Consider the following 22,767-nt stretch of genomic DNA (forward strand, 5'->3'; position numbering starts at 1 on the left):
GAATGCACTTAATTAACTTCCGAAATCTCACCTCTAGCGGAGATTAAAAAGGCCTTAGCAGGCTTATCTGGGCGTATTCTGGCAAGCTCTTGTTTGTAGTTATTGAGTTGTGCCCGGTACTTGTTATACGCCTCACTGCCCGTCTCGGGGATTGTGAGCTTGTAGTCGAGGATGGCCAAATGATCTTCAAACTCTACTAAGCGATCTAAGCGGAAGCTTTTACCATCTAGACTAACAACATCAATCTCATTCCAAGCCTGTACCCACTGATTTGCTGTGAGATATTGCGCAAGCTCTTGAGCATGAAGAACAGTATTTGCTTGGTCTAGCGCTTTCTTTGCTAACTCCTCAGTAACACCGAGCCAGCGAGCTACTTGATCCACGCTCATGGACTCTGGATTAGTTGCCCCAGTTTGCAGGGTGAGATGTTCTAGTAGTTGATGAAAGCGCACACCCTCTTCCAATATTTTGGAGTTGACTGGTGCGCTACCATCTTCTTGGAATATTTCTAGACTTGAGCCGCTCTCGATATCTTTGAGCTGCTGCTCATGACTCGCCTTAGCTGCACCCCAGGAAAGCTCAAAGTCGTCCATCATGAAATTCTTTGAATTGACCGTCTTTTGGCTTACTGGCGTCTGAGTTTTACTGTATGTCGATCCTGGCAGATCCTTAAGTACAGTCAGCTGCCCTAGTGTCGCTCTGCCATACCAAGACTTCTCATCTAGGCCTATAGGGTTTTTTGCGGTGGGCGCTTTTGCTACACCACTAATCCAAAGCCCTTGTTTTGCTCTAGTCATCGCAACATAGAGCAGATTCCAGTTTTCGTTCTTACCAATGAGCAGCTCGCGCTCACGCACTTCACTACGAGGATTGGTTAAGGTGGCCGTGGTGTACATCGACAAATGACTAGGACTCTCGCTCTCGGGCGGCCAATCCAATAAGACACCACGATGATCTGCCTTGCCTTCAGTATGGTTTGCATCCAGCATGATCACAAATGGGGATTCCAAGCCTTTTGCCCCGTGAATGGTCATCATACGAACGCGCTTGTTTTTATCTTCGTCAGATAACTCACTCTCTTCATCAAGCTCCACCAGATCAGGCTCAGCATCCACATCACCTTCATCTGGAGTTTCATCATCATCGCCACGACGAATGGTGTTGATCTCCTCAATAAAGCGACCTAGGCTTGGATAACGGCCTCCATCTTGATTGAGCGCTAGCTCCAGGAAGGCATCGAGGTTCGCCAAAACCTGAGCGCGGGCAATTTCTTGAGAAACGCTGGCGTATTTCATGCGCAAATCACTCTCTTGATAGATGCGGTCTAGCAAGTCATGCACTGGTAGACGCTCACCTAGCACGCGCCAATGCTCTAAATATCGTGCCGCCTGCATCAAGCTTGCATCTGGACTATCTTGCAAGGCATCCCACCAAGAGCGATATTGATTTGAGGTGATTGCCTTAGCAAGGGTTTGCATTTGGCTTTCAGTAAATGCAAAGATCGGGCTTCTCAATACCTGAGCAAGTGGCAAATCATGGCGCGGTGTTACCAAGACAGTTAAGAGTGCAATCAGATCATCAATCTCTAGGGTAATGAGCAAACCGCCGAGCCTTGAGCTCTCGAATGCTAAACCTGCCTCACGCAGAGCGCGCTCAAATTGCGGAAGGTACTTGCGGCGCTTCACCAATAATAAGAAATCACTCTCTCTTGCCTTACGCCAGACCTCTTGTCCATCAACACGATCAACTACAGGACGCGTCTGAATGAGATGCTGGATCAATGCACTGATCTGCTGGCCCTCAATATAGCGCTGAGTAACATCAGCAGTTTGCCTCGCATCCACAATAGCTTGCTCAAAAGCATTGCCTGCTCTTTGCTCTAGCTCTTCAGGCTCGTATTTCACAAGGGGTAATAAGTAAGCCTCACCCTCGCTTGAATATGGCGCTTCTGCAGTATTTCCTGCTGGCGCTTTCCATAAAGTGTTTTGAGCGGTAAATGGATATGACTCTGGCAATTGTTCTGCGCCGAAAATCTGATTCACTGCTGCGTTGATTTTCAGGGCATTACGGCGGGTCGTGTTTTGATTTAATGAGGCTGCGTTCATTTCTTTTATCAAGAAAGCCTGCGCATCATTAAATAATCTCGGGTCAGCACGGCGGAATCGATAAATCGATTGCTTTGGATCTCCGACGATAAAGACGGTGGGTTTGGATTCATCCTGACCATAACCCTCTAACCACGCCCGCAGAATTTGCCACTGCAAAGGATTGGTGTCTTGGAACTCATCTACTAGAATATGTTTGTACTTTGCATCCAATCGAGACTGTAAATAGGCTGCATTGGCAGAGTCTGCCATGAGTTGACTGACACCGATCTCCAGATCATCAAAATCACGCACACGCATAGACTCTTTAGTTGCGTTAACGTGATCCATCATTGCGGTACTCATTGCAAACCAGGCTTCATTGAGAACTAAAGCCTCTTGCTCTTTTTTCCAAGCAACAAATTCTAAGAAAGCTGCTGCCCAAGCTTGCTTATAAGTTACATGCTCTTGTTCACGATCTAGCTCACCCTCTTTTTTGAGATATTTCTTAAGATCGCCTGCGGCTTTGTCGTTCGAGGTGCGATTGGTTTCGTCTTGAGTCAAAAATACTGACTGCAGTATCGACGCCATCTCCATCACATCACCGCCACTAGCCTTTAAATCCATTGCCATCTGAATGGTGGGCGCATAAGCCATTTCTGTAGCACTGCTATTACTAAAGCAGCGATGCAAATACTCTAAGTCTGCTTTAGCGTTGATACCGTTCCAGACTCCATTGAGCGGATTATCAATCTTTAATCTCGATAAATCCGTTTTGAGTTTCTCTATTGGGGTAGTGCCGTGCGCTTTACATGCTTGCGAGAAAAATGTCCAAGCGCCTCTTTGCTTAAAGAGGCTGTAATTACTCATCAAGAACTTTTGAGTTTCACTTGCACCCAGAGCTTTCAGTAAGGTGTCGTAATGCGCCGCAATACCCTCTGGCAAATTACCCCACCAATCTTCCAAACACTCATCTTGCAAACGCTTTGCATCCTCTCGCAAGCTAAAGCCAGGCTGAATGCCGGTTGAGATCGGCGCCGCACCTAAGAGCCTGCCAAACCAACCATGGAAGGTATCGATCACAATGCCTTGTGGGCTTGATAATACTTTGGCATAGAGGGACCTGGCGGTAGGTAGCAATACCTTCGCTTCATCGGCAGTCAGACCGCGATCAGTTAAATGCTGGAGCAGCTGCTCGTCATTCGATTGCGAAAACTCTTCCAACAAACGATAGAGGCGATCACGCATCTCTTGCGCGGCTTTTCTGGTGAAAGTGAGCGCAAGGATTTCTTGAGGCTTTGCTCCTGCCAGCAGAAGGCGAGCCATTCGAGTAACTAGTAACCAAGTCTTTCCGCTACCTGCGCATGCAGATACGATTACAGAGAGATTAGGATCGCAAGCAACCTTAACCGGGAAAGTAGAATTGCTCACCACATCCCCTTTCTGCAGATGCCTCTTGCTTCGCAATACTGGCAAACACTATCAGGGGCAAATGCCGTCAGAGGCTTACCAGACCAGAGTGATTGCACATCCTCAGTCATTTGCTCAGAAAATACTTGCATGAGTTCTGGCATTTCTGCGACGACTACCGAGCGCTCAGCCCCATTGCCATCTTTCTTCACATCAGCTTTTAAGGCGACCCACTCGGCAGCGCTCACTGCACACCCGGGGATCTTGTTACTCTCATTAGAGGCCCTGGCATAGATTAATAACTGTGGGTCATCTAGCACCACTTCTGAGCGCTGCTCTACTTTAGTAAAACTCTGATTCTTATAGTCAATAACCGATGCGAGCTCAGGATCATCAACGCTCACATCAAAGCGGTCTGCGTAACCCTCAATGCGAATGTGACGCTCGTTCCCATCTACATCCGTAAACGGCAGATCAAAGCCGACCTTCACTTCGGCATCGTGGAACTGCCAACCCTGAGCCTCACGATCTAACTGCCATTGAATAAAACTGGGGATTTGTTTTTGCCAATCTCTTAAGACGCCCAAGACTCTGGCATCACCCTCAATTAAACGCTTAAAGACTTGTTCAGAGATAAGTGTGAGCTGATCTTGCATCCAAACTCCACGCATCTCCGGATCAGTTGTGATTGCTGCGGCAGATTTTTGTGCTTCACTTTTTATAGCGTGATAAAAGTTACGCAAGATCTTGTGGAGCGTTTGCCCAGCGAGAGAAGCATCAAAGCCCTCTTCAAAGCCCTTTAGCTTGCGTAAACCTAACAGGCTACGAACGTAGTATCGATAAGGGCAATCACGCAAAGCTTTGTAAGCACTTGGGCTCATCGAAATTGGCATTGGCAAATCTGAATCTAGTTTTGCTATCGCCATTTGTGACGGAGTTGCTGTAGCACTGCGCGGTGCAAATAAGGCGCTGGCATTTTGTACCTGCCAATTGGGTAAAACCATTTGAAGACGCTGAATCCAAGCAGAAGGTCTTAGCGGCTCCCCGCTCTTGCTCTTACTTTGCCAAAGGAGATCAACGCTTGAGAATGAAATCAGCAATTGGGATAAGTCTCGTGCCTGCTGAATAAATTGAGCCTCGATACTCGATCCGCCCAAGAGTCGATTCAAGGCATCCGAGAAAAATAATGGTGGCTCTGAAAACGCAGGAAGTTGCTGTTCATCACAACCCACCATGACTACGGATTCAAATTCCCTAAAACGAGTGGAGCTGAGTGGCAGGATACTTAAAGTAGCCGCCGCATTAACACCCCTCTCTTCATAAGAAGATTCTTCGATGACGGTCTTTAATAAACTCAGCCATTCATTTAAGCGCATGGCAATTTGCTGATGCTCCACATCAAAATAAAATGTTTCCAAAAGCTCAAGCAATTGCTTGCCAGCAGAATCTTTTTCTAAACCATGGGTCATACCCATTAACTCAATATCATCCATCAGATACTGATGTGCAAGAGCGCAATTGATCTTGATTCCACGCCAGCGATTGAGTCGACCTCGAATGGATTGCAGAAGCTCTAGTAAAAGTGGATTAGGCGCGGCTGAACCATGAGAGACCGAGCCCTCGATCGCCATATGAAAAGTTTCCCAGCCCGATTTAGCCTGGCTGGCAATCAGAATATCTTCGAGCTGTGCCACCAATCCATTTAAGGATTCTGGATCACGCGTGCTGTTGGAGTTTAGACACTTACTAAGGTCTAAGAATGGATTTTGTAAGAACTCCAAAAGGTCAGCCGCACTGGGGCCCTCAGGAGGTGCACGCAATAACTCCAACCAACTATTGAGCGATGCAGCTGCTCTGGTGGTGGATAACTTCCAACCAGTTTCATCTTGAATTTTGAGTGATGGGCCAAGACGCGCTAGTAGTGCACGCGCCCTTCTGGCAACCAGACGATCTTGCGCCACTAAGGCAATATTTGTTTTGCCGCTGATTAGCTGTTGTTCAATTGTTTTAGCAGTCGCCCATGCTAACTCTTCAAATCGCTTTGCGGCAATTAGATGCCAATGCTCTGGATGTGCATTACTAGTATTGGTTTGAATAGTTTGCAGCTTTTGCTCTTCAGGCATTTGGGGGCTTAATGCCTCTGCCCAAAGTGCAACTGATTCCCAGTCCATTGTTACTTCAACTGTGGGGGCATGCTGCGCAAAGTCTGCTAAATATTCTTGAATGAGCTGCTTATCAATCGGGGTTAGATCTGCTGTCTCTACCCAAATTAATGGTCTTACATTTGTTGGTGCAATTCTCTGAGTAGCCTCAAGATGGGCAGCCATAGCAAATTGCTTTCTAAATGCAGGATCGCTTGAGCTGGTGATGTACCTCCAAAAGGTCAGCAATACTTGCGCTTCTTGATCCACTACTTTTTTAGCAAGGGCTGGGTATGCCTGACCAATAGCGCGGTCTAACGATGGTTCTAGAGCTTCGATCCAAGATTGTGTGTTTTGGGTGATGAGCTCTTCTTGGTTTGAAATCAGCTGATGAAGTTCTTTTTGCAGGCTGGGTGCTATTGAGTTGGATAAGGTATCGCAAGCCGCAATGATGGCTTGCGCTAAGCCCCATGAACCCGCTTCAGTTTCAGCCTTGAACCACGATTGCAGCTCTTTGTGTTTGCGAAGCGTGGCATATACAGATAACCATCGCTCTAAATCAGTTTGTTTTTTTGGGAACTTCCATGCTCCTGGTGCCGCTTCTAGCCAGTCGTTAAAACTCATGACTTGGGGTAGGAAGGCAATGTGGCTGGGTAGATCTTTGGGTCGATACTGCTCTAAAGCTGTCCTCACTCCCATGAGCGGCCCAGCAGTACTGAGCACCACTAAGGGGCGTTGATTGGTTTGCACTGCACAATTCCAAATACCCTCTGCGAGTGACTTCAGAGCACTAGTATTGGGTGCTATTGACCAAGCATATGGCTGCTCTTGCTCGTTTAGGGTTGGAAATGGGTGCGGCATTGATGGTAGTTCTATGGCTTCTTTTGAGAATTTAGGCAGAAAGTGTGGCTTATTGCTAATATAAGCGCTGTATCGTAATCACTATATAAAACTAAGTAAGACTAATTAAGGAATTTTCATGAGTGCCGGCATCAAATATGTAACTGACGCTTCTTTCGAAGAAGACGTTCTCAAGTCCGATAAACCTGTTCTCCTGGATTTCTGGGCTGAATGGTGTGGTCCTTGCAAGATGATCGGCCCTATCCTTGAAGAGCTGGCTGGTGAGTACGGCGACAAGATCCAAATCGCCAAGATGAACGTGGACGAGAACCAAGGCGTTCCTGCCCAGTTCAATATTCGTGGCATTCCGACATTGATCCTCTTTAAGAACGGCACTGTGGCTGCTCAAAAAGTAGGCGCTTTGGCTAAATCCCAGTTGACGGCATTTATTGATAGTCATCTGTAAATAGTCCTCGATCACAGGTTCACTGGGTGAGCCTGTGGTTCTTAGTAGTTCTTAGCTGTTTTTAGTGTAATATCTATTTCATTAGTAGTTCAACGCACTTCCAGTGCCCCTCTTTTTTAGCAAACTCCCCAAACATTCCGCTTTTCAATTCTGTCTGATGTCCATCTAGACAGCGATACCCCAAAACACATTTACACCCTTATCTACACCCGAGAACCACATGCAATTATCTGAACTCAAAGTACTCCACGTATCCGCCCTGCTCGAAATGGCAGCTAGCTTGGAGATTGAAAATACACAACGTATGCGCAAACAGGAGTTGATGTTTGCCATTCTGAAGAAACGCGCCAAGGAAGGTGAATCTGTTTTTGGTGATGGCACTTTGGAAGTGTTGCCAGATGGCTTTGGTTTCTTGCGCTCCCCAGATGCCTCTTATATGGCTTCTCCGGACGATATCTATATCTCCCCTGCCCAGATCCGCCGCTTTAACCTGCACACTGGTGACAGCGTTGAGGGCGAGGTTCGTACCCCTAAAGATGGTGAGCGCTACTTTGCCCTGGTGAAGGTAGACAAAATCAACGGTTTGGCTCCTGAGGCCTTGAAGAACCGCATCATGTTCGAGAACTTGACGCCGCTGCATCCAAATCGTGTCATTCAGCTAGAGCGTGACATTAAGGCGGAAGAGAATTTAACTGGTCGCATCATCGATATGATCTCCCCAATTGGCTATGGCCAGCGTGGCTTGATCGTGTCTTCACCCAAGTCCGGTAAGACCGTGATGATGCAGCACATCGCTCATGCGATTTCTGCAAACAATCCTGATGCCATCTTGATCGTATTGTTAGTAGATGAGCGCCCTGAGGAAGTTACTGAAATGCAGCGCTCTGTTCGTGGTGAAGTCGTTGCCTCCACTTTTGATGAGCCAGCTGTGCGTCACGTACAAGTTGCCGAGATGGTGATTGAAAAAGCCAAGCGCTTAGTCGAGATGAAAAAAGACGTCATAATCTTGCTTGACTCGATTACCCGTCTGGCTCGCGCCTACAACACTGTCATTCCTTCATCCGGAAAAGTACTTTCTGGTGGTGTGGATGCCAATGCATTGCAACGTCCAAAACGCTTCTTCGGTGCGGCTCGTAACGTGGAAGAAGGCGGTTCGCTCACCATCATTGCTACCGCTTTGATTGAAACAGGTAGCCGAATGGATGACCTCATCTACGAAGAGTTCAAAGGTACTGGCAATATGGAAGTACATCTTGAGCGTCGTTTGGCTGAGCGTCGTGTTTATCCATCAATTAACCTCAACAAGTCTGGCACCCGCCGTGAAGAGTTGCTGGTTAAAGCTGAAAACCTCCAGAAAATCTGGGTATTGCGTAAGTTATTGGCCGATATGGACGATATTGAGGCGATGAACTTTATCGTTGATAAGCTCAAATCCACCAAAAACAATGGTGAATTCTTTGATTTAATGCGTAAGGGTGGCTAATTTAGGCTCTCGAAGTCGGTAAAAGTGCGCTTTGTTGTTGATTTCATGGCATAATTTCGCCTTTACCGCTTTAATCATTTGCATTTAACTTGGGTAAGTATTTAGGTTTAAAGACCAAAACGGCTGCCCGCTAATAGGACTCAATAATGAAACCTGGCATTCACCCCGAATATCGTGAAATCGTCTTTGTAGACGTTTCTAATAACTTCAGCTTCAAGACTCGCTCCACCATGTCTACTAAAGAGACAATCAAGTGGGAAGATGGCAAGGAATATCCATTGTCCAAGATCGAGACTTCATCTGAGTCACACCCTTTCTACACTGGTACCCAGAAGATTATGGATACTGCCGGTCGTGTTGAGAAATTCCGTCAGAAATTCGGTACTAAGGCTGTTGCTAAAGCTACTGGTGATGGCGCTGCTAAAACAGCTGAGAAAAAAGCTGCTGCTGCAGAAGCCAAAGCTGCTGAAAAGCCAGCTAAGAAGAAGGCTTAATAATAGGCTTACTAACAAAGGGGCTGGGTATTCACTATTCACCCTCCCCTGCGAGATAATCAAGGCAGCGTTTGCTGCCTTTTTTATTGCTAGTTTTATATGGTCAAACTCACCGCCGCCGCCACCACCTCTATTCCACGCGTCATTATTTTTGCGTTGACCTTGGTCTATGGTTTTGCCGGCCTCTTTGCGCGTGACCCGTGGAAGAACGAAGATGCCATTGGATTTGGTGGCATGTGGACTTTGCACAGTGGCAAAGCACTTGATTGGATTGTTCCGCACCTTGCGGGACGCGATATTTCTCTTGGCGCACCCCTTCCGTACTGGCTAGGCGCTACCCTGATGGATCTGTTTGGTCCATTGCTTGGCATCACGAATGCTGCGCGCCTCTATGCGGCAGTTTGCTTTTTTGCTGCTGCACTAGCGATTTGGTATGCAACTTATCTATTAGGACGTCGCCCAGAGGTTCAGCCAATGGTGTTGGCAGTTGGTGGTCAGCCCGGTCGTAAAAATTACGGCATGACTTTGGCTGATGGTGCGCTACTGATTTTCTTAGCTTGCGTTGGACTTGCGCAGCGTGCGCATGAGACTACGCCGATGATGGCGCAATTGATGGGCATCAGCATTGTCTTGTACGGTACCGTGCGCGGTTTAGATAAACCTTGGCAAGGCGGTCTCTGGACTGGTCTGGGTATTGCGATCGTTGCCCTCTCAAGCAATCTCACACTCAGTCTTATCATTGTAAGTTCCACCATCATTGCAGTACTCGCTAGCAATGCGAAGTTGCGCTTTCGCTGGACCTTAACGAGCACATTACTAGGTCTGATTGGTTTTGCAGTTTGGCCGGCGCTTTGGTATTTAGGCAACCTGACTCCAGAGTGGCGTCATATCGCACAAGAGGGTTGGCGCAATATGCCAGAGATGCGCGCAACCCCTTCAATCGAATCGCTGGGATTTTTAAGCGTTAACTTTTGGGCCTACGCCTGGCCAGTTTGGCCATTAGCCATCATCTCGCTCGCACATTGGGGTCGAGTAAAAGAGGCGGGTCAATGGCGCGCTCCACATCTGTGTATTCCGCTGAGTTTGTTTATTGGTTGTTTGATTTATGTTCTATTTCGCTTAGAGGCAAATGAACATGACCTCATTATTTTGATTCCCAGTTTGTCGATCATTGCCGCATTTAGTTTGCCGATTCTGAAACGTAACCTGATTAGCTTTATTGATTGGTTTGCGATGTTTAGCTTCACCATGATTGCTTTGGCGATTTGGATTATTTGGCTTGCAAAAGTGACTGGCTTCCCAGAATCAACTGCTGCCAATTTGGCAAGACTGCTACCTGGCTTTCAGGCACAGTTTGACTACATCGGTTTTATTGTTGCGCTTCTGATTACCGGTGTCTGGTTAGCAATTGTGCGCTGGAGAACTTCTCGTGCCCCGAAAGAAATCTGGCGCTGCCTCATCATCTCGGCCTCGGGTACTACTTTGATGTGGGTGCTGTTGATGACTTTGTGGTTACCAACAATTAATTTCGCTAAGACCTATCGCTATGTTTCTGATCGCCTGGAAACCATTATTGCCAATACGCCAGGATGTATTGACACTACTAACCTAGGTCCAGCTCAATTAGCTTCATTTAGTTATTTCACAAAACTGCCTTTGCGTGATGATTCCAGTTGCAACCTGATGCTGACTCACAGCTCATCAGAGGCCAAGGCATACGCCAGTCTCAATAAAAAGAAAATTGAATTACTTTGGGAAGATCGCCGCGCATCCGATCGTGACGAGCGTCTGCGCCTCTATCAAATTACCCCCGTAGGCAAAGAATAAAACGTGTTGCACTTTAAATTATCGCGTTTGCGCGAGGATGTCCCTTCTCTACTAAAACTCGCTGGCCCTCTACTGATTGGTCAGTTGGCAGTGATTACCTTTGGTGTTTTAGATACTGCTATGACAGCGCGCTATTCTACTGATGACTTAGCCGCTCTGGCGATGGCTTCAGCTATCTTTATTAGCATCTATGTTGGCCTCACTGGCGTGATCTCTGCCCTGGCCCCAATTGCTGGACAGCTCTTTGGTGCTAAGCGTTTTGGTGAGATTGGTGAGGAAGTGCGTCAAGCCACTTGGCTCGCTCTTGGGCTCACCTTATTGGGTACTGCAATCTTGCTCAATGCAGATTACTTACTGCATATCTCCCAAGTAACGCCAGATATTGAAGCCAAGGCTAAGTTGTATCTGAATATTCTGGCAATTGGTTTACCAGCGAGTATGGCCATGCGCGTGCTCATGGCACTTCACAATGCCGTTTCAAGACCAACCGTAATTACCGTAGTGCAACTAATTGGTTTGGGCTTAAAGCTGCCACTCAATCTCTTGTTTATTTATGGTGGCTTGGGTATTGAGGGCATGGGTGGACCAGGTTGCGCAGTAGCGACCGTCATCATCAGCTGGTTCTGGCTCATCATCACACTAGGCTTTGTAATGTTTGATGGCTTCTATAAGCCATTCAAAATCTTTGAGCACTTTAGTTGGCCTGACTGGCATCGTATCTGGACTCTTCTGAAACTGGGTGCGCCCATTGGCTTTAGCTATTTAATAGAAGTGACCTCATTCACTTTTATGTCCCTCTTTATTGCGCGTCTTGGCACCACTGCTTTAGCAGGCCATCAAATTGTGGCTAATTTGGGAACGGTAATTTACATGGTGCCTTTATCGTTATCAATTGCTACGATGACCTTAGTGTCTCAATCGATTGGTGCCAATAAACAAGAACGTGCAGAAGAAATTGGCTGGTCGTCGGTTTTCTTCACCACGACTTTGTGTGTTTTTATTGGTGTGATCGTCTGGATTTTTAGAGTGGACTTGCTTGATCTTTATGACCCGCCGGAAGAAGTAAAGGCGTTCTCTATTCCACTCTTTTTGTTTATCGCTTTTTACCAGCTCTTTGATGCCCTACAAATTACTGCGGCGTTTATTCTGCGCGCCTATCGTATTGCCTTCTGGCCTATGCTAATTTATGCGGGCTCACTCTGGGGCGTTGGACTTGGTGGTGGCTACCTAATGGGCTTTAATGTATTTGGCAATACCCCGGAGTTTTTGCAAGGCGCTAATGGTTTTTGGGCTGGCAATAGTATGAGCTTAGGTTTGGCTGCACTCTTATTGCTCTACCTCTTCAGAAGAACGGCGGCACGCTTTGAGAAAACGCATCCGCCGGTTGAGGTTTAATTTCAGTAAATTGCTTTACTGAATAGGTTTAAATCCACTGCTTGGAGGTCTGTAGTTAGAGCCCCCGCCCTGTGATGAATAACTCGGCACCTGATTACCTTTGGAGTACATGCACTGCTGATAAGCGATGTTGTATTGAGCCTGCGCTTGGTTTTGTTTACCAGAGGCATTCATAGCACCCATGGCTGCGCCACCAAGCAAGCCAATGCCAGCACCAGTGCCAATGTTCTGACTGCTACCTCCCTGAATGACAGCACCGGCTGCAGCGCCGATAGCTGCGCCAATAGCAGCACTAGTTGCACCCTCTTTTAAGGAAGCATTACTGGTGTCTTTAATCGCATTTGCAGCAAACTCACGGCACTGCTGATCCTCCTGCTGAAACACATCAAAGGGCTTGCCTTCACGCGGCATGATCGCGATGGTTGGACCAGTCGGCGCAGAGACGCAAGCAGCTAAAGACGCTAAAGAACTGATGATGGCCAAAGTCAGTACAGCACGTTTCATATTCAATCCTTCAATCGGGGCAATGAGTTAATTAATTAGTTTTGTCGCTGCTGCCTGGTGGGCGTACTGCCAGATGGCGGCATTGCTGGCTGAGTCTGCCAACCTGATGAACAACTTTGTACATATGGAAAATATTGCCCGCTCGCTTCGCAGTAATACCAAACTGGGGCTTGAGGCTGAGAAGCCAAGACCATAGGCTGTTGAGGGGCTGCATAGCTCACTACTGGTGGCGATGCATAAATAATCGGTGGCGCATAGTAAGCACCAGCATAAGGGTAGCCATAGCCGGGCCCGTAATAACCGCCACGCCAGCCCGGACCCCATCCACCGCCATAGCCAGGCCCGTATGCTGCAGGACGCCAACCGCCGCCATAACCACCTCCGTAACCCCCGCCAACAGAAACCGCCCAGCCGACATTACCCGCCTGGGCCGGTAATGGTGCAAGTACAAGTAATCCCGCTACCGTGAGGAGCGTCAACATCACTTTAGAGATGCCAAATGGGTATTGCAGTTGAGCTGTATTCATAGTGGACCCCGTTAAATGGTCGCCTCCTACTATCTTTAACGCTTCACCTAAATCTAGGCTGACAGGAATTGGGCTTTTATTGAGATATTTATTACTTTGTCGCGTGTGACAACTACTCTAATTTTGCGCCTGATTTGTAAACAATCCTACCCCATTTATTTGTCTCGGATTGGATCAGTTTATTGAGTTCTTGAGGACTTCCTGGAGCCGGTTCCAAACCGCTAGCGCGAAGCTTGTTTTTGACTTCGGCCTGATTAAGGGTTTGACGAGTCAAGGCATTTAAACGCTTTTGCAAGGTTGGAGGTAGATTTGCTGGTGCCATAAGAGAAAACCAAGACGTTGCCTCAAATCCAGGCAAGCCTTGCTCAGCCATAGTTGGAATCTCTGGAGCTACTGGTGAGCGTTTAAGAGTGGTAACAGCCAAAGCCTGAGCCTCACCTGCCTTAATCAAAGGTAGCGATGAAGACAGATTATCAAACAGCATTGAAATACGTCCACTAATCAGATCCGGCAGGGATTGGGCTCTACCTTTGTATGGAATATGACGAATCTGCACTCCCGTCATTTCTTTAAAGAGTTCACCAGACATATGCAATGAAGTGCCGACACCAGAAGAGCCAAAAGTCAGCTCATTGGGTTTGGCTTTGGCGAGTTCAATCAGTTCATGAAGATTATTGACACCCAACTTCTTGTTCACCACTAGTACATTGGGGGTACTGGCTAAAAAACTAATGGGCGTGAAATCATTGATCGGATGAAAAGATAATTTGTCATAAAGAGCGCCATTGATTGCATGTATGCCCACCGTACCAATCAAAAGCGTGTAGCCATCTGGCTCGCTCTTTGCCACTAGCTCAGCCCCAATATTGCCGCCATAACCAGGACGATTTTCTACTAGCACTGGTACGTCTAGACTCTTCTGCCAACTCTCAGCCAGTACACGCGCCAAAATATCGGGCGCCCCACCAGGCGTGAAGGTCACCACAATTTTGATGGCCTGTTTAGGCCAAGCAGTATTGACTTTGTTTGTTTGGGAGTGAGCGAAATGATTCAGACCCAAGAAAACTAGCAGGGCTAGAAAACACTTCATAGGCACCGACTTAAAAACCAAAGCGCGTACGCAACCAAATCCATCCGTCATATTGAACTGGATCATCAGCACAAGGACCAATACCGCATTCCAACAAAGTGGATGCTAGATTAGCAAACACTAAAACAATAAACAGAATGATTAATGTATTGGCAAATAGTGAGCGCGAGCGCACGTCTCGGTTAGGCAACATCAATAGAATTGCTAGGTCTGCAATAAGCCCAAGATAAGCCACAAAGGCCCAAGTGTAGAAGTGCAACTCTAAGAAGGTGGCACCAAATCCTTTATCTCCCGGTAAAACATGCAAGAGCACTTGACGCAAAGACACCATCATGCCGACCAAGCCACCGATGATGCCCCAGCCATAGTGAGCGGAATGGGCTCCACAACGAATATTGAGTACCAAAGCAAAACCGATAATCACAAAACCCATACGCTGCATAAGACACAGTGGGCATGGCAATTCACCGAAATAGAGTTGATCGACAAAGGCATAAGACAACATGCCAATAATTGCAGCTAAGGCTAGCTGGTTACCAAGACCCGCTAAGGAAGAAAAAGAATGTTTACTCATCTTCTTTAGAAGTTCAGATTGAGGTGGCTGTTCGCATGAATGCGGAACCAGAACATCAGAATACCGACGGTAATGGCAAGTACAAATAAACCTGCCAGACGCTTCTCAAACCACACAAGGACAAGGCCGATAAAGGCCGTCAGAAAAGGGAGGAACATATACATAAATGAATTCTATCGCAGGTCGATCCAGGCCTAATAACAAGTGCCTCAAAGGGTCTTTTGTTTAGAATGGGATCATGAAATCCACCCCACCCTGCATCGACCTACAGCTTGATGGCTCTATTGCTCGAATCACCTTCAATAATCCCGCTGCACGTAATGCCTTGACGTGGCCAATGTATGAAGAACTTAGGCGAATTTGCGATGCGATAGCCAATATGCCAGAGATCAGGGTAGCTATCTTTAGAGGCGCTGTCGATAAAGCCTTTGTATCGGGCAGCGATATTCAACAATTTGTAGGCCTTCAAAAAGATGAAGCTTATGAAGTTGCTGTAGATACTATTTTTCACTCTCTCCAACATTTACCTATTCCGACAATTGCACTCATCGAAGGATTAGCAGTGGGTAGCGGTTTACTCATTGCTACTGCATGTGATTTCAGAATATCGACCGATGATGCGCGCTTTGGTATTCCAGTTGCAAAGACTTTAGGTAACTGTCTATCGCCTAGCAATCTATCTTGGATCGCTTATCACTTGGGCGTACCAATGGTAAAGCGCATGCTCCTAACCGCAGAACTTATTAAAGCACCTGAGTTACTTAACTCAGGCTACCTCTATCAAACTACTTCGCCTGATTCTATTGGAGAAGTCACTGAAGTCTTGGCGAGTACATTAGCAGCACTCGCGCCAATTACACAAAAGGCGAGCAAAGTCACCTTGGCACGCTTAATCGAGAGCAACTTACCGGATTGCACTGAACTCATGCGCGAGACTTACAACAGCGTCGACTTCAAAGAAGGAGTCAATGCCTTCCTTAAAGGACGCCCGCCTCAGTGGCTAGGTAAGTAATTTTTTGGCTAATCGCCGCATTAAACAATCTTGATTTTCAGAGATCTCAGACCTTCAACCGATCCCTCAAGTACATCACCTTTTTTCACAGGACCCACGCCTGCAGGTGTACCAGACATAATTAAATCACCTGGCTCAAGCGTGAACAAAGTAGAGAGGTATGCAATGGTGTCAGGAACATTCCAAATCAGTTGGTTTAAGTCGCCCTCTTGGCGCACTTCACCATTAACCAAGAGCTTGACTGTGCCTTTAGTGGGGTGGCCAAACTGAGTGGCAGGGGTCAGCGCAGCGCATGGCGCGGACTGATCAAATGCTTTGCCGGTATCCCAGGGACGACCCATTTTTTTAGCTTCACCTTGCAAGTCACGACGAGTCATATCCAACCCAACTCCGTAACCATAAACATGCTCAAGCGCTTTATCCGCAGTAATATTGGCGCCGCCCTTACCAATCGCGACAACCATTTCAATCTCATGGTGAACATCATTTGACAGATTTGGATATTGCATATCCTTACCATCGGTCACAATTGAGTTGGCCGGCTTCATAAAAAAGAATGGTGGCTCACGATCGGGGTCATGACCCATCTCACGGGCATGATCAGCATAGTTACGGCCAACGCAATAGATGCGATTCACCGCAAAACGGCGGGTGTCACCTACTACGGGTAGCGATGGAATGATGGGGGGATCAATAACGTATGCAGTGCTCATGAATGACCTTTGTAATGAATGTCTAATTTTTAATAACTCTGATCTAAATAAATTATGACATTACTTGAATCAATGTCATTACTGCCCCTTGCTACCCCTTACTACGGAGCTTGATTACCAAGATGCTCAGAGCCAAGGCAAAGGTCAAGGCATTAGCCAAAATCAAGGGCCACTTCTCAATGATGAGACCGTAGATGAGCCACAAACCTACCCCAGCAGTAAATAGGCTATACATACCTACCGAGATCCCTGAAAGATCTCGGGTGCGCCAAGATTGAATAGCCTGAGGCAGAAAGGCAATCGTCGTTAAAAATGCAGCGCAGTAGCCAATGATCTCAATCTGATGTGGCAGTAAAGTCATGCGCTTACGGCTTCTTATTCAGGCTCGCTTTACGCGCTTCAATTTCTTTGTTAATGGCTGCTAGGGTTTTTGCATCAGGAGTCTTCCAGTTGCCACCGGCCTTATTGACCATATAAACCACTGCCTCTGAGAATCCTTCCACCGTGAGATTGGGATTGCCGCCTTTGGCGGGCATTCCTCTCACGCCAACATAGCCGTGTGCAGTGAGGGTAACTTGACCTTCGGCAATCAATGGGGCCCACTGAGCTTTATCACCAAACTTAGGAGCCTTCAGAACGCCAGCGCCATGGCAGGCTGCGCAGACTTGCTTATAAGTACTCTCACCAGGTTCAGCAAAGGCGGCTAATGGGGCGAAAAAACAAGTGGCAAGAATAAAGGGGCGAAGGAGCGATTTCATGGGAAGCTTCTCTGAGATAAGTGGGTATGACTCATAATTTATCTCATTTTTCAATCGGCGTACTTATTTAGGCTTGCGCTAGTTAAAGCCAACCTGCAATCTGCCGCTTGAGCCCGATCGACTTATAGCCCGGACTAGCGCTGGAAAGAACCCGGATTTTTCGAATCAGTTTTGCGAAATCGGTATTCAGACTAAGGTCCTTGTTCATGGCAAGAAAGAAGATTTCATCTTTCAATTGAATGAAATCTAGCCCATTCTCCAATGCAATACTTTTGACACCCATGCCGGCATCTGCTTTTTTGGCCAATATCGCTGTAGCAATTGCGGAGTGGGTGAACTCTTCATTTTCGTAGCCCTTAATGCCCTGCGCATCAATACCTTCCTTAGCCAAAATCGTATCCAGTAGCAAACGTGTACCAGATCCTTTTTGGCGGTTAATAAAGCGAACTTTGGTTCTTAGTAAATCTTTAGGAGAAATAATATTGAGCGGGTTTCCTTTGGCCACCAACAGACCTTGTACACGTTTCATTACGGGGAATATTTGCATCCCCTCTTTTTGCAGTTGCTTGGAAATAATCAAGGAACTTTTGGGATCTGAAACGTGGTAACCGGCAATATCAACTTCATAATTTTGCAGTCGCTCCAAAGCCTCACCTGATCCAGCAGTAATGAGTTCAAAGCCACCAATATTGAGTACCGCCTTTTGAATGATCGGATCACTACTACTAGCAAAGCGCCATTGTTTTTTGGCCTTCACCCTAAATTGGGCAAAGCCTTCTTCTAGGTGCGACAGGCTGGATTGCCCTAATCGCATCGTCTTTTGATCAAAGTCTTCGGTAAATTGAATCAAGTATCTTGCGTATTCTGATAATTGAGAGCCGTGCCCCCTCACACGATCCATCAACTTAAATCCTAAGGCCAGCTCTACATCGTTGAGTTTTTGCCAAACATTTCTATAAGAGAGCCCCATTTTTTTACAGGCAGACATCAGCGTTTTACCGTGATCAATGTCCTTTAATAAGGCAGTTAACCACACCAAATCCACCACAGCTGGATCTTTAGCATTCTTATTTCCAAATACTAGGGTTGGCCGGATCTGAATTCTCATATGTAATTTTTTGCATATTAATGTTTTGTAATATGACAAATCTTAACCGAACCTACCTTATGGAGCTCTACTCAAATGAAATTCTCACTGAACCGATTAATGGCAAGCGTCATTACTGCACTGATGCTGATCAGCAGCTCAGCTTACGCACAAGAGAAAAGTATTGTCCTTTCCTCAACGACCTCCACAGAGCAATCTGGTCTTTTTGGATTTATCTTGCCCATCTTCAAAATGAAGAGCGGGATTGATGTCAAAGTAGTTGCTGTTGGAACAGGTCAAGCCCTAGACATTGGACGTCGTGGCGATGCAGATGTCGTGTTTGTTCATGACAAACCTGCCGAAGAAAAATTTGTTGCTGAGGGCTTTGCTACAAAACGTATTGAAGTCATGTACAACGACTTTGTCTTGATTGGACCAAAATCAGATCCAGCCAAAATTGGCGGTGGCAAGGACATCAAAGTCGCATTTCAAAAGATCGCTACAGCTCAGGCACCATTCGTATCCCGTGGTGACAAGAGTGGTACACATGCGGCTGAATTGCGTTACTGGAAAGATGCTGCTATCACCGTGGCTCCAAGTGCTTGGTACAAAGAAACTGGCTCAGGTATGGGTCCAGCATTAAATACTGCTTCAGCAATGAATGGCTACATCTTGGCCGATCGCGCTACTTGGCTTTCATTTAAGAACCGTGGCGATTTAACAATCCTAGTTCAAGGTGACCCAAAGCTATTTAATCAATATGGCGTGATGTTGGTAAGCCCAGCTAAATTCCCGCATGTGAAAAAAGCTGAAGGCCAAGAATTCATTGATTGGATTACTTCTAAAAATGGCCAAGACGTGATTGCCAGCTATCAAATTGGTGGCGAACAACTCTTCTTCCCGAACGCCAAGAAATAATGCATATGAAATATCCACATCTATTTACTAGCACCCTACTCACCACTTTGCTATTGGGACTTGGAATGCAAACATCGACAGCGCAATCCACTCTGCCAAAAGTAGAAGCTACTTATGGTCAAGGTGCTAAGAGCTTTAAATTAGCCACTGGTAGCCCTGGTGAGCTGGGTTTACTACAACAACTTGGTGAGGCCTTTGATAAAAAAGAAGGTGCGCGCTTGGTGTGGATTAAGGCAGGAAGCGGCGCCTCCCTCAATTTGCTGAAAACGAAGCAAGTTGACATGATCATGGTGCATGCACCAGATGGGGTTAATAAGGCAATTGCTGAAGGATGGGCAACTGGTAGAACGCTGATTGGATCTAATGAGTTTTATATAGTGGGCCCCAAAGCCGATAAGGCCAAGATCCAATCTGCAAGTAGTGGTGCAGATGCTTATACAAAGATTGCGAAGACCCAAGCCAACTTTATCTCTCGAGGTGATAAATCGGGTACGCACCAAAAAGAAATGGATATTTGGAAAAAAGCGGGGGTCGTGCCAGAGGGTAATTGGTATATCGTGACTAATGACTTTATGACGGCATCACTCAAAAGAGCGAATGCAGATAAAGCGTATTTCATGACAGATAGCAGCACTTGGGTGGCGGAGAAAAATATCGCTCCTGAGTTGCAAATTCTGTATCGAGGTGACCCTTACTTAGTCAATACCTATGATGCTTTAGTAGCACCTGTAGGTGCAACTGAAAATCGCGATATTGCCGCTAAGTTCATTCAGTTTGTAGCATCTGATGAAGGTCAGACCATCATTCGCAATTATGGAAAAGCTCAGTACAAAGAAGCCCTCTACAATGATGCCGTCTACGCCAAACAATACGTCCAATAGGAGAAATCATGGAACTTAAAGTCAAACTCAGCGCACGCAATACTCTTAGCGGAAAAGTAGTTGAACTCAAAATGGGTCAAACTACCTCTCACGTTAAATTAGATATCGGTGCTGGCCATATTGTTACCGCCTCCATTACCAATGAGGCAGTCGACGAGTTAAATCTCAAGGTTGGAGATCAAGCTTGGGCGGTCATTAAAGCCTCTGATGTCATGATTGCTAAAGACGCTTAAGTGATTAGCTGCTACGCAAAAGGCCCGCATTGCGGGCCTTTTTGTTTACTTCATCAGCACTAAGTCATGCTGAATCCATTATTGAATGCTTACTTCTTTGGTGTTACGAACCCAATTGCTGTGTCGTCAACGAACTCAACCATGACGTCATCACCAGCCTTGAATTTCTCAAGACCTAAGACACTTTGATCCACTTTCACTCTTTGCTTCTCACCTGATGGCAATGTGAATGTCACAACACGAGTTTTTGCATCGATAGTGCTAATTTTGACGGTTGCATACACAGTGTCAGTGGTCTCTTCAAATGGCTTAGCTGAACCTTTGCCAGAGATGACGACAGCGCGGACACCTGAAACGCCAGGCTTGGCATCCTTAGGAGCGGCAACTAAACCAACTGCAATCGCTTGAGCGTGCTCAACCACAAACAGATCGCCCTTCTTCACTTTATCCAAATCATTGACTTGCTTGGATACATTCATTTGGGCCAAGTTACCGTTAGCGTCTTTCAGCACTACGATGCGCTTCTTTACGTCGACTGAATCAACAGTAGCAGTTAATACAACTGCTTCGGCTGCCAAAGGCAACATTTTTGCTGGTGCTTGAGCAAATACTGAGCCTGCAACAACTAAACCGAGTGAGGCAACTAATGTAGCTAGTAAAGATTTCTTCAAAATAACTCCTAAATAAAGGTTTTAAGGGGCAATGCTAAGCAAAGCCACTAATCCATTCTAACCATGAAGTGAGTTACTTTTAAGTCTTAGCAACCATATTTACACCTTTAATGGGTGCAATTTGCTACATTGGAAGCGTTTATGACTCATTTGCAGATGCCCATCGTGATCCTGATTAAAACCTGGCAGGATGCCAAGTTGGATGCTTACTCCATTCGAAAGCGCGTCTTTATCGAGGAGCAAGGGGTTCCAGAAGAGATGGAGCTAGATGAATTCGACCTGAATGCTCAGCATGCACTTGCCTATGCAGACTCAGAATGCATAGGCACAGCTCGCCTAGTTACTCTAGCCGGTAATCGTGGAAGAATTGGACGTATGGCGATACTGCCAAAGCATCGAGGGGACGGCATTGGTAAACAACTACTGGGGGCTTTACTAAAAGCATGTCAATCTCAGGGTATTGAGCAAATAGAGCTGCATGCCCAAGTAACAGTGATCCCGTTTTACGAGCAATTTGGGTTTATTGCCCAAGGTGATATTTATGACGAAGCCGGCATTCCACATCGCGATATGATTCTACGTATCTAATAGTATTGAAATGATCATGACTCAAACTAATCACCCTCCTTTTCTTTTTCGCGTTTGCTACTCTGATACCGATGCAGCAGGCTTTGTGTATCACGCCCGTTATTTAGAGATCTTTGAGCGCAGTCGCTCGGAGTGGCTTCAGCAACGAGGTTTAAGTCCAACAAAATTGGTGAATGAGTTTGGCATTCTTCTTCCCGTTCGAGAGCTCACGATGAACTTTCATAGACCAGGACGCTTAGATGATCTTTTAAGTATTGATCAGCTGATTGAGCATCGTGGTCGCACTCAAATTGCAGTAAAACAAACTGCCAAACGAATTGTTGCGGATAGCGAGCCCGAGCTGATTGCCAGCGCTGTTCTTCATATTGTTTGTGTTGATACTACCACCCTTAAACCTAAGGGCCTTCCTGATTGGCTGTTTGCAGCTGATCAATAAGACTTCAATTTAGGAGCACGTATGCAAGAAGGAAAATTACTGAGCTTTGTAAAAGGTCTCGCAACACTACTTGAAACTAATCCGAGTGAAGAGATCATTTTCTCCAAAGGTAAAAAACTCTTAGAAAACTTAATCCAGTCTGATGACTGGCTGTCAGAAGAGTTCTGTCAACCACACCCACAGTATTATCAGCAATACTTGCTGTATGCAGATCCATTAGATCGCTTTTCTGTAGTGAGCTTTGTATGGGGCCCTGGTCAAAAGACGCCGCTGCATAACCACACCGTCTGGGGAATGATTGGTCAGCTACGAGGGCAAGAACGTAGTGCCGACTATTACCGCCAGCCTGATGGCAGCTATCAAGCCGATCAGTCTTTCATTTGCAATCCAGGTCAAGTAGTCACTGTATCTCCCAATACACATGACATTCATGTAGTGGAGAACGCCTTGAGCGACCAAACCTCTATTAGCATCCATGTTTATGGTGGCAACATTGGCCGTATCGAACGAGCTGTATTTGATCCGTCTACAGGTTCAGAAAAATTATTTATCTCGGGGTATGCCAATTCTGTAACGCCAAATCTTTGGAATGCAGCCTGATAGCTTAAAATAGCAACTCTTTCTGCAAACACTGC

Annotated in this window: 24 protein-coding genes; 12 read left to right on the forward strand and 12 right to left on the reverse strand. The window is 46.4% G+C overall.

The annotated features are described in order from the left end of the window. Positions 1–8 precede the first annotated feature (8 nt). Both C2759_RS06150 and C2759_RS06155 read right to left on the reverse strand, forming a co-directional pair. Positions 9–3,515, reverse strand: coding sequence for an exodeoxyribonuclease V subunit beta (locus tag C2759_RS06150; RefSeq protein ID WP_251366921.1), 3,507 nt, complete (start codon positions 3,513–3,515; stop codon positions 9–11). Further along, complete coding sequence (locus tag C2759_RS06155; protein WP_215353903.1) at positions 3,512–6,496, reverse strand: PD-(D/E)XK nuclease family protein; 2,985 nt, start codon at positions 6,494–6,496, stop codon at positions 3,512–3,514. The genes C2759_RS06150 and C2759_RS06155 overlap by 4 nt, the downstream gene beginning before the upstream one ends. A 118-nt stretch (positions 6,497–6,614) precedes the next feature. On the opposite strand from C2759_RS06155, the gene trxA reads away from it, so the two are divergent. The 5 genes from trxA (at position 6,615) to C2759_RS06180 (ending at position 12,140) form a co-directional block, all read left to right on the forward strand. Then, positions 6,615–6,941, forward strand: coding sequence for a thioredoxin TrxA (trxA, locus tag C2759_RS06160; RefSeq protein WP_215304272.1), 327 nt, complete (start codon positions 6,615–6,617; stop codon positions 6,939–6,941). 220 nt (positions 6,942–7,161) lie between these two features. Next, positions 7,162–8,424 carry a transcription termination factor Rho gene (gene rho / locus C2759_RS06165; protein ID WP_046330324.1) on the forward strand — a complete coding sequence of 421 codons (1,263 nt, stop codon included), beginning with the start codon at positions 7,162–7,164 and terminating at the stop codon, positions 8,422–8,424. 146 nt (positions 8,425–8,570) lie between these two features. Further along, positions 8,571–8,918, forward strand: coding sequence for a type B 50S ribosomal protein L31 (locus C2759_RS06170; protein ID WP_215353905.1), 348 nt, complete (start codon positions 8,571–8,573; stop codon positions 8,916–8,918). Between the two features lie 99 nt (positions 8,919–9,017). Next, positions 9,018–10,745, forward strand: a complete 1,728-nt coding sequence (locus C2759_RS06175; protein WP_215353907.1) for a glycosyltransferase family 39 protein — start codon at positions 9,018–9,020, stop codon at positions 10,743–10,745. 3 nt (positions 10,746–10,748) lie between these two features. Next, positions 10,749–12,140, forward strand: a complete 1,392-nt coding sequence (locus C2759_RS06180; protein ID WP_215353909.1) for an MATE family efflux transporter — start codon at positions 10,749–10,751, stop codon at positions 12,138–12,140. 15 nt (positions 12,141–12,155) lie between these two features. Here the strand turns inward: C2759_RS06180 and C2759_RS06185 are convergent, their stop codons facing one another. The 5 genes from C2759_RS06185 to C2759_RS06205 form a co-directional block, all read right to left on the reverse strand. Beyond that, complete coding sequence (locus tag C2759_RS06185; RefSeq protein ID WP_215353911.1) at positions 12,156–12,644, reverse strand: glycine zipper family protein; 489 nt, start codon at positions 12,642–12,644, stop codon at positions 12,156–12,158. Between the two features lie 35 nt (positions 12,645–12,679). Then, on the reverse strand, positions 12,680–13,171 hold the full coding sequence (locus C2759_RS06190; protein WP_215353913.1) for a hypothetical protein: 492 nt from the start codon (positions 13,169–13,171) through the stop codon (positions 12,680–12,682). A 112-nt stretch (positions 13,172–13,283) separates the two neighbouring features. Beyond that, positions 13,284–14,327, reverse strand: a complete 1,044-nt coding sequence (locus tag C2759_RS06195) for a tripartite tricarboxylate transporter substrate binding protein (protein ID WP_251366922.1) — start codon at positions 14,325–14,327, stop codon at positions 13,284–13,286. Then, positions 14,272–14,835: a disulfide bond formation protein B gene (locus tag C2759_RS06200; protein WP_215353915.1), complete on the reverse strand. Its 564-nt coding sequence runs from the start codon at positions 14,833–14,835 to the stop codon at positions 14,272–14,274. The genes C2759_RS06195 and C2759_RS06200 overlap by 56 nt, the downstream gene beginning before the upstream one ends. 5 nt (positions 14,836–14,840) lie before the next feature. Beyond that, on the reverse strand, positions 14,841–14,999 hold the full coding sequence (locus tag C2759_RS06205) for a DUF5993 family protein (protein ID WP_215353917.1): 159 nt from the start codon (positions 14,997–14,999) through the stop codon (positions 14,841–14,843). A gap of 74 nt (positions 15,000–15,073) precedes the next feature. Here C2759_RS06205 and C2759_RS06210 point away from each other — a divergent pair, with 74 nt between their 5' ends. After that, positions 15,074–15,847 (forward strand): enoyl-CoA hydratase/isomerase family protein, encoded by a 774-nt coding sequence (locus tag C2759_RS06210; RefSeq protein ID WP_215353918.1) that lies wholly within the window; start codon positions 15,074–15,076, stop codon positions 15,845–15,847. A 20-nt stretch (positions 15,848–15,867) separates the two neighbouring features. Here C2759_RS06210 and C2759_RS06215 read toward each other — a convergent pair whose 3' ends face one another. The 4 genes from C2759_RS06215 to C2759_RS06230 all read right to left on the reverse strand — a co-directional run bounded on the left by C2759_RS06215 (position 15,868) and on the right by C2759_RS06230 (position 18,426). Next, on the reverse strand, positions 15,868–16,560 hold the full coding sequence (locus C2759_RS06215) for a fumarylacetoacetate hydrolase family protein (protein ID WP_215353920.1): 693 nt from the start codon (positions 16,558–16,560) through the stop codon (positions 15,868–15,870). Positions 16,561–16,651: 91 nt separating this feature from the next. After that, positions 16,652–16,921 (reverse strand): SemiSWEET transporter, encoded by a 270-nt coding sequence (locus tag C2759_RS06220; protein WP_215353922.1) that lies wholly within the window; start codon positions 16,919–16,921, stop codon positions 16,652–16,654. Positions 16,922–16,925: 4 nt separating this feature from the next. Next, positions 16,926–17,318, reverse strand: a complete 393-nt coding sequence (locus C2759_RS06225; RefSeq protein WP_215353924.1) for a cytochrome c5 family protein — start codon at positions 17,316–17,318, stop codon at positions 16,926–16,928. Between the two features lie 82 nt (positions 17,319–17,400). Then, the gene (locus C2759_RS06230) at positions 17,401–18,426 is read right to left on the reverse strand and encodes a substrate-binding domain-containing protein (protein ID WP_215353925.1); all 1,026 of its coding nucleotides are present in this window, start codon (positions 18,424–18,426) and stop codon (positions 17,401–17,403) included. Positions 18,427–18,501: 75 nt separating this feature from the next. Here C2759_RS06230 and C2759_RS06235 point away from each other — a divergent pair, with 75 nt between their 5' ends. Genes C2759_RS06235 through C2759_RS06245 form a run of 3 tightly spaced genes read left to right on the forward strand, consistent with a single transcriptional unit; the run spans position 18,502 to position 20,437 of the window. Continuing rightward, complete coding sequence (locus tag C2759_RS06235; RefSeq protein WP_215353927.1) at positions 18,502–19,323, forward strand: substrate-binding domain-containing protein; 822 nt, start codon at positions 18,502–18,504, stop codon at positions 19,321–19,323. A gap of 5 nt (positions 19,324–19,328) precedes the next feature. Beyond that, positions 19,329–20,204 (forward strand): substrate-binding domain-containing protein, encoded by an 876-nt coding sequence (locus C2759_RS06240; RefSeq protein ID WP_215353929.1) that lies wholly within the window; start codon positions 19,329–19,331, stop codon positions 20,202–20,204. An 8-nt stretch (positions 20,205–20,212) separates the two neighbouring features. Then, positions 20,213–20,437 carry a molybdopterin-binding protein gene (locus C2759_RS06245; protein WP_046330336.1) on the forward strand — a complete coding sequence of 75 codons (225 nt, stop codon included), beginning with the start codon at positions 20,213–20,215 and terminating at the stop codon, positions 20,435–20,437. Between the two features lie 89 nt (positions 20,438–20,526). Here C2759_RS06245 and C2759_RS06250 read toward each other — a convergent pair whose 3' ends face one another. Next, complete coding sequence (locus C2759_RS06250) at positions 20,527–21,108, reverse strand: hypothetical protein (RefSeq protein ID WP_251366923.1); 582 nt, start codon at positions 21,106–21,108, stop codon at positions 20,527–20,529. A 141-nt stretch (positions 21,109–21,249) separates the two neighbouring features. Here C2759_RS06250 and C2759_RS06255 point away from each other — a divergent pair, with 141 nt between their 5' ends. Genes C2759_RS06255 through C2759_RS06265 form a run of 3 tightly spaced genes read left to right on the forward strand, consistent with a single transcriptional unit; the run spans position 21,250 to position 22,732 of the window. Next, positions 21,250–21,696: a GNAT family N-acetyltransferase gene (locus tag C2759_RS06255; RefSeq protein ID WP_251366924.1), complete on the forward strand. Its 447-nt coding sequence runs from the start codon at positions 21,250–21,252 to the stop codon at positions 21,694–21,696. 16 nt (positions 21,697–21,712) lie between these two features. Beyond that, complete coding sequence (locus C2759_RS06260) at positions 21,713–22,132, forward strand: YbgC/FadM family acyl-CoA thioesterase (protein ID WP_215353931.1); 420 nt, start codon at positions 21,713–21,715, stop codon at positions 22,130–22,132. Positions 22,133–22,153: 21 nt separating this feature from the next. Next, complete coding sequence (locus C2759_RS06265; protein ID WP_215353932.1) at positions 22,154–22,732, forward strand: hypothetical protein; 579 nt, start codon at positions 22,154–22,156, stop codon at positions 22,730–22,732. Positions 22,733–22,767: the final 35 nt, after the last annotated feature.

The organism is Polynucleobacter sp. MG-Unter2-18 (genome assembly GCF_018687675.1).
Lineage (GTDB): Bacteria > Pseudomonadota > Gammaproteobacteria > Burkholderiales > Burkholderiaceae > Polynucleobacter.

Bases quoted from the DNA above. Each gene is read 5' to 3' on its own strand.
- C2759_RS06255 (WP_251366924.1), top strand. From the start codon at position 21,250: ATGACTCATTTGCAGATGCCCATCGTGATCCTGATTAAAACCTGGCAG.
- rho (WP_046330324.1), top strand. From the start codon at position 7,162: ATGCAATTATCTGAACTCAAAGTACTCCACGTATCCGCCCTGCTCGAA.
- C2759_RS06225 (WP_215353924.1), bottom strand. From the start codon at position 17,318: ATGAAATCGCTCCTTCGCCCCTTTATTCTTGCCACTTGTTTTTTCGCC.
- C2759_RS06200 (WP_215353915.1), bottom strand. From the start codon at position 14,835: ATGAGTAAACATTCTTTTTCTTCCTTAGCGGGTCTTGGTAACCAGCTA.
- trxA (WP_215304272.1), top strand. From the start codon at position 6,615: ATGAGTGCCGGCATCAAATATGTAACTGACGCTTCTTTCGAAGAAGAC.
- C2759_RS06215 (WP_215353920.1), bottom strand. From the start codon at position 16,560: ATGAGCACTGCATACGTTATTGATCCCCCCATCATTCCATCGCTACCC.
- C2759_RS06245 (WP_046330336.1), top strand. From the start codon at position 20,213: ATGGAACTTAAAGTCAAACTCAGCGCACGCAATACTCTTAGCGGAAAA.
- C2759_RS06155 (WP_215353903.1), bottom strand. From the start codon at position 6,496: ATGCCGCACCCATTTCCAACCCTAAACGAGCAAGAGCAGCCATATGCT.
- C2759_RS06235 (WP_215353927.1), top strand. From the start codon at position 18,502: ATGAAATTCTCACTGAACCGATTAATGGCAAGCGTCATTACTGCACTG.
- C2759_RS06210 (WP_215353918.1), top strand. From the start codon at position 15,074: ATGAAATCCACCCCACCCTGCATCGACCTACAGCTTGATGGCTCTATT.
- C2759_RS06230 (WP_215353925.1), bottom strand. From the start codon at position 18,426: ATGAGAATTCAGATCCGGCCAACCCTAGTATTTGGAAATAAGAATGCT.
- C2759_RS06190 (WP_215353913.1), bottom strand. From the start codon at position 13,171: ATGAATACAGCTCAACTGCAATACCCATTTGGCATCTCTAAAGTGATG.
- C2759_RS06175 (WP_215353907.1), top strand. From the start codon at position 9,018: ATGGTCAAACTCACCGCCGCCGCCACCACCTCTATTCCACGCGTCATT.
- C2759_RS06220 (WP_215353922.1), bottom strand. From the start codon at position 16,921: ATGACTTTACTGCCACATCAGATTGAGATCATTGGCTACTGCGCTGCA.
- C2759_RS06240 (WP_215353929.1), top strand. From the start codon at position 19,329: ATGAAATATCCACATCTATTTACTAGCACCCTACTCACCACTTTGCTA.
- C2759_RS06185 (WP_215353911.1), bottom strand. From the start codon at position 12,644: ATGAAACGTGCTGTACTGACTTTGGCCATCATCAGTTCTTTAGCGTCT.
- C2759_RS06205 (WP_215353917.1), bottom strand. From the start codon at position 14,999: ATGTATATGTTCCTCCCTTTTCTGACGGCCTTTATCGGCCTTGTCCTT.
- C2759_RS06260 (WP_215353931.1), top strand. From the start codon at position 21,713: ATGACTCAAACTAATCACCCTCCTTTTCTTTTTCGCGTTTGCTACTCT.
- C2759_RS06170 (WP_215353905.1), top strand. From the start codon at position 8,571: ATGAAACCTGGCATTCACCCCGAATATCGTGAAATCGTCTTTGTAGAC.
- C2759_RS06195 (WP_251366922.1), bottom strand. From the start codon at position 14,327: ATGATCCAGTTCAATATGACGGATGGATTTGGTTGCGTACGCGCTTTG.
- C2759_RS06265 (WP_215353932.1), top strand. From the start codon at position 22,154: ATGCAAGAAGGAAAATTACTGAGCTTTGTAAAAGGTCTCGCAACACTA.